13 protein-coding genes and 1 pseudogene are annotated in these 12645 nt (G+C 42.8%); 1 reads left to right on the top strand and 13 read right to left on the bottom strand.

Annotation, left to right across the window (positions count from 1 at the left end; all coding sequences use genetic code 11):
• Positions 1–28: 28 nt before the first annotated feature.
• Genes ACZ41M_RS02910 through ACZ41M_RS02885 form a run of 6 tightly spaced genes read right to left on the bottom strand, consistent with a single transcriptional unit; the run spans position 29 to position 4605 of the window.
• Positions 29–901, bottom strand: coding sequence for a conjugal transfer protein TraH (locus ACZ41M_RS02910; protein WP_464730364.1), 873 nt, complete (start codon positions 899–901; stop codon positions 29–31).
• Positions 888–1163: an HU family DNA-binding protein gene (locus ACZ41M_RS02905; protein ID WP_464730365.1), complete on the bottom strand. Its 276-nt coding sequence runs from the start codon at positions 1161–1163 to the stop codon at positions 888–890. Before ACZ41M_RS02905 ends, ACZ41M_RS02910 begins: the two co-directional genes overlap by 14 nt.
• Before the next feature lie 16 nt (positions 1164–1179).
• Positions 1180–1962 carry a conjugal transfer protein TraF gene (locus ACZ41M_RS02900; RefSeq protein WP_464730366.1) on the bottom strand — a complete coding sequence of 261 codons (783 nt, stop codon included), beginning with the start codon at positions 1960–1962 and terminating at the stop codon, positions 1180–1182.
• A gap of 15 nt (positions 1963–1977) precedes the next feature.
• Entirely contained in the window at positions 1978–2358 is a 381-nt protein-coding gene (locus tag ACZ41M_RS02895) for a hypothetical protein (protein ID WP_464730367.1), read from the bottom strand.
• The gene (traN, locus tag ACZ41M_RS02890) at positions 2339–3964 is read right to left on the bottom strand and encodes a conjugal transfer protein TraN (RefSeq protein WP_464730368.1); all 1626 of its coding nucleotides are present in this window, start codon (positions 3962–3964) and stop codon (positions 2339–2341) included. Before traN ends, ACZ41M_RS02895 begins: the two co-directional genes overlap by 20 nt.
• The gene (locus ACZ41M_RS02885) at positions 3964–4605 is read right to left on the bottom strand and encodes a hypothetical protein (RefSeq protein WP_464730369.1); all 642 of its coding nucleotides are present in this window, start codon (positions 4603–4605) and stop codon (positions 3964–3966) included. Before ACZ41M_RS02885 ends, traN begins: the two co-directional genes overlap by 1 nt.
• A gap of 41 nt (positions 4606–4646) precedes the next feature.
• Between ACZ41M_RS02885 and ACZ41M_RS02880 the strand changes: the two are divergent.
• Positions 4647–5758, top strand: a pseudogene (locus tag ACZ41M_RS02880) (IS3 family transposase).
• A gap of 51 nt (positions 5759–5809) precedes the next feature.
• Here ACZ41M_RS02880 and ACZ41M_RS02875 read toward each other — a convergent pair.
• From ACZ41M_RS02875 to traC, 7 genes are read right to left on the bottom strand one after another with little or no spacing between them, the layout of a single operon-like run.
• Positions 5810–6481, bottom strand: a complete 672-nt coding sequence (locus ACZ41M_RS02875; protein WP_464730370.1) for a hypothetical protein — start codon at positions 6479–6481, stop codon at positions 5810–5812.
• Entirely contained in the window at positions 6478–7200 is a 723-nt protein-coding gene (trbC, locus tag ACZ41M_RS02870; RefSeq protein WP_464730371.1) for a type-F conjugative transfer system pilin assembly protein TrbC, read from the bottom strand. The genes ACZ41M_RS02875 and trbC overlap by 4 nt, the downstream gene beginning before the upstream one ends.
• 23 nt (positions 7201–7223) lie before the next feature.
• Positions 7224–8369, bottom strand: coding sequence for a TraU family protein (locus tag ACZ41M_RS02865; protein ID WP_464730372.1), 1146 nt, complete (start codon positions 8367–8369; stop codon positions 7224–7226).
• Entirely contained in the window at positions 8366–9013 is a 648-nt protein-coding gene (gene traW, locus ACZ41M_RS02860) for a type-F conjugative transfer system protein TraW (protein WP_464730373.1), read from the bottom strand. Before traW ends, ACZ41M_RS02865 begins: the two co-directional genes overlap by 4 nt.
• A 32-nt stretch (positions 9014–9045) precedes the next feature.
• Complete coding sequence (locus ACZ41M_RS02855) at positions 9046–9597, bottom strand: S26 family signal peptidase (protein ID WP_464730374.1); 552 nt, start codon at positions 9595–9597, stop codon at positions 9046–9048.
• Positions 9597–10043 (bottom strand): hypothetical protein, encoded by a 447-nt coding sequence (locus tag ACZ41M_RS02850; protein ID WP_464730375.1) that lies wholly within the window; start codon positions 10041–10043, stop codon positions 9597–9599. The genes ACZ41M_RS02855 and ACZ41M_RS02850 overlap by 1 nt, the downstream gene beginning before the upstream one ends.
• Positions 10040–12643, bottom strand: a complete 2604-nt coding sequence (gene traC, locus ACZ41M_RS02845) for a type IV secretion system protein TraC (RefSeq protein WP_464730376.1) — start codon at positions 12641–12643, stop codon at positions 10040–10042. Before traC ends, ACZ41M_RS02850 begins: the two co-directional genes overlap by 4 nt.
• Between the last annotated feature and the right edge of the window lie 2 nt (positions 12644–12645).

Genomic DNA, 12645 nt, shown 5'->3' with positions numbered 1-12645 from the left:
AACTGTCTGTCAGGTCAAGTCGTGGCTACTACATATTTGCAGCGCCTTGCACCCCCAATGTTCTAGTAATGTCTTCTACTCCCATAATTGTAGGCGCAATAAACTCAGGTTCCACCAGATTGGCGGTGTCCCCTGTTTTAGGCTCTTTAACAATTGCGGTGCCCAAAATACTCAACAGCCATGTTTTTTCTTCGTCTGATATGCCGTATTTTGATAAAGCATAGAGAGTTGTATTGCCACCAGTAAAGCTAACTGAGTTTGGATTTCCTTTTTTATTGATTGCATCACTTCGAGCTGTCAATTGCTGGCTGATCATTTTGCTGGTATCACTACAGATCCATTTTGCTTCAGCTCCATCTGCCGCTGAACCAGAACTCGTGGCTTTGGCTTCACATTGATTTTTAATTCCTTCTCCAATCATCCCTGCTAACCCACCGACGAGGTGTTGTGCAGATTCACAAGAATTGAGCCCCATCCCATTCACTCGGTTAACCAAGTCCCGTATTGAAGATATCTTGTCTTGAATCAGTGGATCCAGAGTACTCAAAGCAATATCAAATGCAACACCGACCGCGTTGTTGCCCAAGTTTCGAACGAATTGGACAAATTGCTCTTTATTTGCAAATGAGAATGCGCCAGAGAAGAAATCTATACCGCCACATCCACCCTTCACGCTTGGTAATTGAATTTGGAATGGCGATATCGTCTTATTTCCCCATTTCGCACTAAATCCACCACCAGTATACATATTGGCAGCTTGTGAGCGATATGCGCCAGATTCTGTATAGCTCGTAACAGCACCCATGCTATTGAACATGTCCGCCATGTCACTTTCGACACCGGCATGAGCTGATGTTGAGATCATTGCGGCAACAATGATTGACTTCTTAAACTGTTTCATTAAGACTCTCCTTCACAGAATCGCAAGATCGCGACTTAAGAGCATTGGATGCTCTAAATCGCACAATCGCTTCATCTTGATCTAACTTGATAGGAACGAGCTTTCCTAAGCCCAACAAGACCACTTGATGCCCTTGATGCAGTTCTGATCGAGCAACATCACCGATTGTCTGCAAAACATGTATCCAATCACCCTCAGTAAGGGCAACACCTTTTTCGGCCAATAATTGGCCGGTTTTTTCTGCCAATTGATAAGCGTTCATACCTTCTCTCCAGTATTTAGAATTGACTTCCTGCCTGCGTAAATACAACATTGAAGCGATTGGTTAGCTCTTGCATGGACATGAAGCCCGCGCCAAGGGGAATGTATTGACGTCTCTTGGTATCGGCTATAAAAAGCGTTGGTGTGACAGAAACTCCCAAGCGTGCCGCAATTCCATTGTCCGGCAGCGCATCTTCAAAGCCTGGAACACCACGACCGTCGAGGCTAACCGTCATAATCCTCATGCCATAGGCTTGTTTCAATTGTTGCAAAATAGGTGCGAACGCATGACAATATGAACAATCGCTTCGGACAAACCAAACCAAGCCTTGATTTTGCGCAACATACTTGATGATATTGTCTGTCTGCGTATCACGGTTTTTGTCATACATTTGGATGGCCAATTGTTGAGTAGGGCGTCCTTTCAATGAATAGTCCAGCTGAGGATTGGCCCAAAGGGTTCGCCGCCACTGATCTGCAAAGACCGATGACTTTTCCATTGCTACTTCCTGCATCTGAATATAGTTTTTGATGTTTTCTGATGAAGGGTTCATCACTGCTAATGCGCGGGACAATTTCAGGCTTTCCTGAAGTTGTTCCAAAGCAGCTTGAGCTTCTTGAGGTGTTTGTGGCAAACGCGCTTCCGCCTTCTTAGATTTGACTTCTTGATCCGGATAATAGAGATACGGGCGATCTGGATCAAATAGCGCGCGTTGTTCATACCAAGGGTTTCCACCCTCCATGGCATGGGTTGAGGAATAATTCATCACAACAAGTAAAATTACAAATAGCTTTTTCATGATCCATGTATACCTTTATTTTGGGCAGACTTTAAATGCCACTTCATATTCGTTTGGTGTCCCCGGTTGAAAAAATTTAGCTATTACTTTCGGACAACCTTCAAACTGATCACGCATTTTCACTGCGCGCACAAACACCTTACTATCTGCGCCAAATTTTTCTGCAATTTGTTTTGCTGCATTTCCGGTTAAAACACCTAATGCTTGACCCTGCTGAACTGCCATGGCAAGTATTGGCCGCACATCACCATCTGGCATTGGTATGGCATTTGATAGATTTGACACTTCCGGTTTTTCATTGATTAACGCATACTTCGAAGGTTGGCTCATAGCATGAGTACTTACCAATACCCCAACCAGAATGGCTATAAGCCCTTTATTGATTGTAATAACCACCCGTACCTCCTTGAAAAATTTGCTGTGTTGCTGTATTAGCATTCTTTATTGTGCTTGCCGAGTCTAAAGTTTTGTATTGAAGCTCATTAAAAAACTCGCTCATATCAATTTTTGATAAATCCAGCTGAGACATTTCATTTTGGTTAAATCCAGAACAATCTGGTGACTCTGGACTACCGTAGGATTTTTTTAATTGAGCATGGCCACCTTCACTGATAATGCGAGCCAACTTGGATACGTAGCAGCAATATGTTTGTGATTTTTCGACACAAGCGCCTAAAAACTTACTTGAACAATAGGACCCTACATAGGTACAAAGTCCTGCCTTCTTACGTAGAGCAACCTTTTGCTCATCGGGTGAACACTGCAACCACATCTGAACCAACATAATCGCAATCGCAATCGCCATCATTGCCGGATTAATTGCAAATGCAAGTTGACCAGATCCAGTGGCAGTTATACCTACTCCAGCAGTACCTACGCTTGGAGCAGTAACAATCGTTGCTGTACCAGCCATATTCACCCCAGCAGCAGATACAGCTGCTGTAGTCATCGATGCGACCAAGCTTGATGATTGTGTTACGATAATTGAGTATGTATAAGAACTTACTGCTGGGGCAATTACTGCATTCACCCCATAACTGGCAGCAGCGCTAATTGCAGCATCCTTCCATTTGTCAGCACTTTCAGCGGTTCTACAGCAGTTACCTCCTAATGAGCCGCCGAGTTTAATAGAACAACGTGAATCTGTACCATTGAAGAACGTCATTGAATTGGTATCGAAATATCGAGCAAATTCACGGGATCCTTCTAACCCAGTCATTACCTTGGCAAAATCTTGGTCCTTGCAAGTGTCTGAAGGTGTGGTGGTTCCTGCACGTACTAGACATTGAAACTTTGTTGAACTTGTTTGGCAAACCCCATTCACCATATTTTGGCATGTAACAGAAGTTTGACGACAATTGGCATCTGTCGCCGCATCACAGACAGTCTGATTTTGTCCACTCAAGCATTGATATTCCTTGGTATTTTCCCAGCATGGCTCAGTAATTGAGACGCCATTAATTTCACGAGTTTCAGCGCTTGCACTACAGGTTGTATTCGTATTGCTACAGGCAGTCAGATTTGCGGTCTTATTGGTACAATCTGATTCATCCCATGTTTTTGATATTTCGTGGGTAGGATCAAGTTCTGTAATACCGACTGGTAAACTCCCCGAATAATCCTTCTTCAAGTCGGATGAGCAAGTGTAATCACGCGTAAATCGAATACACTCTCCATTCAAACCTTTCTGTAAACAGTTTGAAAAAGTTTGGCCGCATCCTGATTTATTGGCTAGTGGATCACATGCTTTTTGTCCTGCAACTGCTGTTGTGCACGAGTAAGTGTCTTCATAGCGCCAGCAATCCTTAGTAACAGGAACATCATCAATCAGCCTAGTCTCCGATCCTTCAACACAAATCGATGCGGTTTTAATGCACTCTGCCGCTGTAGCAATTGAAGGAATGAAAATATGTGCCAATATTACGATTGACATGAATGCAGACACAATTCGTTGCCAAAATGATGGCGAATTATCCGACTTCTCGAAGTAAAGATTGGTCATTATTTCGCCCTTTCTTCGAGTGTGGTGCACAGATTCTGCCAAGCTTCAGTGCAAGTTGCTGGACAAAACATTTGAGTGATAAACTCTGAATAGAATTCTCCACCATCGTAAACCACTACAGTTACGAAAATATCATTCTCACCTTCATTAAGGAATTGCTTTAATTCAATATTTGGGTTTGCCTTCCACGAATTATGGTGTTGTGCGAAGGCATACTTGTTAGGTCCAATTTGAAGACAGGTTTTGCTAGTACTATTAAAGCCTAGCTTTGGGCAGTTTTTTGAGGTTACAGCTTCTAATCGGTCTTCGATTTCCGCGTCTTTAAAGACAATTTGTCCATTGATCCGAATAATGACCCAATCATCCCAATCAACCCTAGATAAAACAAATTTGGTGAGTTGAGATTTATTCTTAATATTGACTTTTAGATGGCGATAGTAAAAATTGCCAGTCTGATAACTACCTCCTCCCCAATATTGATCACCAATGACACCATATGAAATCTTATAATCACCACCACCTAATGGAGTAAAGATTGTCTTCATGTCAGTATCATAACTTGTAGGCACTACACCAGATTGCGCACAATTATTTGCTCCAGCTTGGCATCGCACGGTAATACCCCCTAAAAAAGCCAGCACCTAAAAGTAGAACCCTTTAAACTAACCCAAAGGAGTTTTACATGAAAGTATCCAAATTCAGCGACAGCCAAATCGCCAGCATTCTAAAACAAGCCGAGTCAGGCGTACCCGTACCCGCACTGTGTCGTGAGCATGGCATCAGCAGTGCCACCTTCTACAAATGGCGCAGCAAATACGCAGGCATGGACGCAAACCTCATGAGCCGCCTCAAAGCCTTAGAAGCCGAGAACACGCGCCTGAAAAAACTCTATGCCGAATCCCAGCTGCACACCGACATCCTCAAGGAGTGCCTTGCAAAAAAGTAAGCGCGTCATCTCGTAAAGAGATGGCGCAACAACTGCACAACGATAAAAACATCAGCATCCGTGCGTCCTGCGAACTCATGAGTATCTCAGAAAAACGCTTTCGCCACATCCCAACGCGCGCGCAAGCCAACGCCATGATAGCCGCTAAACTGATCGAGTTGACCACCACCAAAGGACAAAACACATGGGGCTTTCGATTATGCTACCTGCACATCCGCAACGTCTTGGGCTGGAAATACAACCACAAACGCATCTACCGCATTTACTGCAAACTCGGGCTCAACTTGCGCCTGATTCCCAACAAACGCCTTGACCGAGAAACACCGCAACCACTCGAAGTGCCCGACGCAATGGATGTGACGTGGTCAATCGACTTCACCCACGACAACCTCGAGGATGGGCGCAGCATCCGCTCATGCAACGTCATTGACGACCACAACCGAGAAGGGTTGTTGGCAGAAATCAACTTCTCAATCCCCGCAACCACGCTGACGCGCTATCTCGACCAACTCATTGAATGGCGTGGTAAACCTCAAGCGATACGCTCGGACAACGGCCCAGAATTCATCAGCCACCACTACCAGCAATGGGCGCAAAAGCACGGCATTAAACTGCTCTACATCCAACCTGGAAACCCACAGCAGAACGCCTACATTGAACGCTTTAACCGAACCATGCGCTATGAATTGCTCAATCAGACATTATTTGAGTCACTCGAACACGCTCAAATCGAGGCGACACAGTGGCTGTGGTGTTACAATAACAACCGTCCTCATATGTCGCTCGGTGGATTCACTCCAGCGCAAACGCGTATGATGGCTTTAGCAAACTCACGCGTCCTGCACTAAACGCAGGACTTGTGCTGATTCTACTTTTAGATACCGCCTTTTTAGGGGGGATTACCGCACAACCAATCTCTTAGAGCATTTTTCGATTGTATTTTCGCCAAGTACGTCATTGCATCTATAATTAAAATGTGGAACAACGGTGTATTTCAACACTTGCTTACACATAAAATTCTCGGCACCACGATAGTCTGTGCAAACACGTTCTTCGTATTGTGGACTAATTGTAGTAGTGGTCGGCTTGCATGAGCCAGCAGGAAATGTACCAACTGAGCCATCAGAGTTTTTAGGATATTGGTATCCATATTTGTCTAAAACAACTAAAGGATCCTTTACCACAGACCGATTTCCCGTAATCACCGGATCTGTAGTTGTAACTGTCATATTAGGGCGAATACTTTTATTCCTTGAAACAAAGTTGATACTTTCACACTCTTGACGATTGTATAGATTAGAATCCAATGCCTTGGTTGAGCAGTCTGTGATTTTGACACCACCTTGACCTACTGGTGTGACATCACCCTCCCCAAACAAATCATTACCAGCACCCGATTCGCTGTATTTCGGCACAAAATCTGAAGGCTTTTGTACCGATACACTGGTACTTACAGCTTTATTTCCAATTTCATTAATTGCATTCTGTATTTGCTCATTAGTCATAGTTTGACCAAAAGCTGAAATACTGTACAAGGCAAGGATGTAAAAACGGATCAATAATTGCTTCATGGCAACTCACCCCGAAGCACTGATAGCTTTGATTCAGCCAAGGTTGCCATCTTCTTGTCATTTGACAATGACATTTTTTCCAGTACTGAGGTTAAGCTGGCATCACCCTCCAGTTTGATATGGTTTTGGCACATCGTTTTACCCGCACAACCAGCTTGAGATTCAGGATTGACAGCCAAAACAAAGGTGGGAACCGCGTTAACTTCATAAGCACGGAATAAGTCCGGATTTATTTGAATTTCGACTCCTAAATTTGCCAATTCTTTGGTCGCAGATACAGTTTGCATCAATGAGTCATTCACAAAACCGCGTAGCATCAACACACCGCCTACTTTTGCAGCTTCGCGAGCGATTCGTTTTAAACTAGGTTCTGGCATAGACATTGAAACAAATACAACCAAGCTACCTGACTTAAAGCTATCCATATTAACATTATGGCTTTGTACGGAAGTCTTGGATTCCATTTCTTTGGCAATAACCATTGGATCAATTGATTGTTCCGAATGAATATTCGCACCTTGAGATTGCATATCTGGAATTTGAGGCGTTCTTCTGACATCCTCAACATTGATTGATTCTGTTTGAACCTTATTTATAACTGTTTTAGCTTGCTCAGCCGCACGTTGAATTTCGGTCTTATCTATGGCTATATCTTTTGCCAAGGCCACGGCAATCACACTCATCAAAACAGTGCTTAGAACCATTTTCATAGTATTCATTTGAGGTCTCTGCCTTTAATCAATTAATTATTGAACTTATAACCTGAACAACAATCGCGCTTCCGGAAAACTTGATAGGCAAAATCTTGCCCCTTATATGGAAATGATTTCCCTGAATCACGAACGAGAGGTGTTCGACCCAGTGGCTCACAACATTTTCCTGTTTTAACCAGATCTGCTTGTTGAGCCGTCATCCCGCTTAGTACTTGCTCTTTACGGGCAGCAATTGGGTAAGTCATACCAATTTTGTATTGGCGTTTATCCATTAATGGTTGCAATCGAAATCCACACAAACCACGCTCTCCAGTTGCGGTATGTGCAGCAAAATCTCTGTGCATTTTCGATTGAACACGAGCGGCCATTAATTTTGCAGCTTGAACTGGAGATGCCTGCGCCTGAATGAAACCGGTATAGGGATATATTGAGCCCAAGCAACCTGCACACCAAAATAGCGACTTTGATGGAAATCCTAGGTTTGCGTTGACGCAATCAGCCGCACATAATGCTTGTGAGATAGGATTGGCAAATAGTGCAGCATCCGGCGATTGCAAAAATGCAATATCTGGATTTTTCCAGGTAGGATCAATTTCACTCAACCAACCCAGATCCATACCTACGCCTTTATCGAGACAATCATTGTCCAAAATGACTTGTAGCAACGTAATCACTGGATTTTTGTACCAATGAGCATGGTAAAAAGTAGTGCTATTTGAGGCGTCAGGAGTTGTACCATTATTGCCATGCGAACCTCCAAACCACTTATTGAAGTTACTATTAGATTGCGTAGCACTATCAAAATTACCACCAATATTTGCACCGCCGAGGGAAACGAAGCAGAACGGGTGGCGTACTGTTTCAACGATGTGCGTCGGCTCCCAAAATGACAATTGAATTCCCAGTTTTGTATTGGGAGCACTACCACAGGCGCACATCATCTTCCCTTTACCCTCCATTGAATCATAGTCTTCTTGTGAGCTCATATCCATGAACTTGTAATTGCTGGCAATTTTGATTGGCAGCACACAAGACCAACAAATGTCGGTAATTGGATTCAGGAATTTTCCAGAACACGTGAGATTCTTCACTGCATTTACACCGGTATCCGCCGCTCTAACGGTTGAGCATGTAAACATAATCATGCAGGCAATAAATTTGAGTACGGTCTTCACGGCTTCATTTCCTCAATCCGCATCAACTTACCCTCTTGAGTCACCAAGGCAGGTACAGAGTTGATCGTCAAACGCTCACTTAATCGTCCTTGCTGATCAAAATAAACAGCCTGATTCATTTTCTTTGAAGTTTCAACCCAACTTCCTGCAACCAGAATCGGGACAAATGTTATGCCATATTTTTCTGCCAATTCACTTGCCTTAGCGATTTGACGATCATCTCTCCCATCAAAAAAGAACATTTGTTTTGTGACAGGCATAACATCCAGTGGATTTACTCTGGTTCCTTTTGAAGCAATTCGATTACCATTATCATCAAATAAATCTTGATCCAGTATCCATGTTGGATCAAAGTAACGGATATTGGCTTGCTCAACTTGATGAATGCCGGTAACTGGAGTAGGTGACATCAAGTACTGATCTGCTCTTTGAAGTGCCTCTTTTTCAAGTTCTTGAAGCTTGCCTTGGGCTTGAGCTTCCTTGAGTTTATTGGTAATTGTTTCAATTGCATCCTTTTCAACAACTGGATACGTTGGCCCCATTTTTTCAGTAGCGAGGGACGGTATGATTGCAGAAATTGCTACGGTAGCTCCCATACTGACAACCGTAGTAGCCAAACCAAATACTTTATACGATAATTTCATGACAACCTCCATCCAACGCCATCTGATTCAGTTCAGAACAGTAAATATGCTTTACCAATAATGTCCTGAAAATCTCCAAGCCCACTGATTTGATAACGACTGTCAAATCCATCTTTGCTATCTGTTGCATACCAAAACTTGCCTGCTGGAATGACACCACGAAATGAATTCATTTCCAATGGCTCTCCCACTAAACTTTTCTCTTTGGCCTTACCAACTGAAATGCCATTAATAAAAAATTCACGCTCTTTCTCAGTAACAATATCTCCAGGCATACCCACCATGTGTTTTGCAAATACAGTGCCATGTGGGTAGACCTCTCCATAGTATTTAAAGCCGACAATATCGCCTTTTTCAAGCCCTCCTGGGATTACTTGGTTGTTTAAACGATTAATGACATACCAAGTACCTGGCAATGAATCAGAAAAATTATGAGCAATGAGAATGGTTTTGCTAATTCCATATAAAACTAAACCAAAGAGAAAAAACCAAGGTAGCCAATCAAACATGGCTCGGTGAATCCTCTGAAATGGCGTGATATCATCAGAATTCAATTCATAAATTTTTTGGCGTGATGAAGGCATTACTTTTCTCCCAAACCAATCAGTTTTCGAACGTCAGAGGTATATTCCGTAATGCCATGCTCTTTATTGGTTTCATTGTTCAAGAATGCGGCTTTAATCATCAATGTGCATTGACAGTTTTTTCCAACCTCATTAATTGCTGTTTGAAGGTTCTTCATTCGTGATTCGTAGATACTTGCTGCTTTGGAACGTTGTTCATCAGTAGCATTCTCATTGTCAACCATAGATTTACGTGCCTCTTCTTCAATCTCGCGCATAATCGCCTGCAAATCCACAAGGCCAATGGTCAAACTCGGTTTTCCACGAACAACCATAAAGTGATAAAACGAAACGATCAGGATGCTGGCCAAAAAGCTCATAACTATTGCCAACCACAGCGAAACGCCGGGTACATCTGATGAATTCTCGTTGTGAGTATCCTTACTTAGTTTCTCAATTTCGTTCATGCTGCTATTTCCTCTTCTAAAATATAACCTCGGTCTGCCAATACAGCCCCGACCGCATCACCAATTGATAATCCATGCGCTTGTTTTTGTCGTATTGCCTCAAAGTCTTCAGATTTGGTAGACGATAGTAATGCGTTATAAGGATCCGACACCAATCTACCGATACCATATCCAGCAGATCCACAATAAACGAAAATATCACTGTATTGACCCGCCTCTGTATTCAATGAACGGATTCGTGAAACCATATACGGTGTCAAATTAATTTGGCTCTTAAGTGTTTCGATGGTAATTTCTTTACCACGTAAAATGAAAATCCAGTCAGAATTACTCAGGGTTGCCAGCGCTGCTGGTGTACGCAAATAGTCATCCGCACCTTGGGTGCCTGTAATGAATGCACCACCATATTTACGTGCTCGTCGATAACCATCCTCAATAAACTTGCCCGCACTTTCGTTACCAGCTAATAGATCCCATGCCTCATCAATGACAACGATTTTTGGTTGGCCACGATTCAAATACATTTCTTGGGTAATGCGGTACATGACAAAGCGCATGATCACTTGCTGGAGATCTGGCTTTGATTTTAATTCTTCCATCTCCAGCACCACGAAATCACTCGTGAACTCAAGATTCGACTTACCGGTGAACCAACGACCATAAACACCTTTAGATGTAAATGACTGAAGTTGTTCACCCATTCGATAAGCAATCATATTCAGAGAGCCATCTTGCTCCCTCATGCTCATCAACTCAACCTGTAAATCGTCATTCTGTGCAGTAACACCCAATTTATTCCAGGTATTAATGATCGCCAGTTCCAAACGGGACATTTGATAATCATTTAAGCCTTCACTCGGAGCAATCATTAACGAGAAAATGAGTTTCAGCATCGTCAACTCATCTGAAAAATCCTTGATCATGTCAAAAGGATTAATGATGATTTTTGACTCAGAATCGAACTCAATATATTGACCGCCTAGAAATTGGCATAATTTTTGATAGGACCGACCCACATCAATTACCCAAGCTCGAGCGCCAGCACCCAAATAGTTCCGTACAAGCTCATTTATAAAGAAGGATTTCCCTGAACCAGAAGTGCCTATCACAGCTGCGTTGTAGTTCCCTGATGGATTGGCAAATAAATCAATGCCCATGGCCTGACCATTTCGGCCAAATAATCCAATAACGGCTTCTGATACACCCTTCATAACGCCACGCCACTCGCCTATAACAGGGCTTAATGCAACCGCATTGACCAATGTTTTGGTAACAAAGCGTTTCCTCTCATCCAAGTGTTTAATCATGTCTTTGTTCAAGCACATGGGTAGTGATGCCAAATAGGACTGTATTTGCAAGTATTGATCTTCTGCGAGTGAGAACCCATTGGTTTGCCATATTGCTCGTGCAGCATTTTCGGACGCAGTAATTCGCTCAGGCTTATCGAATAAGGTAACTAAATGAAACAATTCAATTGTGCCGCCAGAACCGTCCTCAAAAGACTCGAGAGCGATTTGCCAATCCCTTGCCTTTTTCCCGAACTCCGGAAGAACCTTTGCCATTGGAGAAGAAGCATTGGTGGTAGCTCTAGCAGATTTTAGAGTGACTTTTGCCTTACTCGTTTCAAAATCTGACCGCACCACATTCATTGTGATTAAGAATGGACATGTGTAATTCAGATTGATTTGAACAGGATCGCCAATCAGATGACCCATACCTGAAAGATGAAATGGTTTTGAACCGGGGTATTGAGAAACAGATAAACATCGTACAGAAACTGCATCGCCGTTCTCCTTGCACCCAAAACGTAACTCACGACCACTATTGACAACTTTCATTGATGTTGATGGAGAAATCATTTGATCTCTCAATGGCATTAATTCATCCCATTCATCTGCAATTTCACGGTTTTTTCCGTAAACCATACGTTCAGGATTGAGTAGATTGCGAGTCCATTCAATTAAATCTACAGGCCCCCACTTGCGTAAATACATATTGGATGCCTTCAAACCGGCTATCAATCCTTCACGCATATTGAGAATTCGTTCTAAGTCGTATTTACTGTTGATATTACTTTCTGGCACATTGACGGATAATATTGCGCGAAAGTTTCTAAATCGCATTGGATTACCGCTATACAACCCATCCAAACTGCCTTTACGCCACCATGAGACTCTCTTTTTGGCAAGTTCGGCAAATAACGTCGGTTCCAATTTATCATTACCAGAGGCAAGCCGTCTGGCTTGTATTGCTGAATATCCATTCAAAAAGTCATCAATGAGGGGGCTACCTAAAATGGAAAATTGAACACCAACATTCTGTGGAAGCGTTTGTAATACAGACATCAATCGTTGCATGACTTCATCATCTGCACCCAAAATGGGATTCAATTCAATAACAAACCCTAGTCCTTGAGGTTTGTTTTTCCCTTCGTTCGGATAATCCAGATAGAACAACTCCTCTTCATCTTTCCATGCGGCATAGCTCAAATATTCACTTAGATGAGCAAATGCTGGAGCAACCGGATCTCGTTCGAATGCCTCGGGTATTGCGTCGTTATCATCCACACCAATGAATAGATTTTTCAAATAGGTCAGCATAA

Source organism: Puribacter membranae, assembly GCF_055380425.1.
This window is presented reverse-complemented; position numbering and strand designations above follow the sequence as displayed.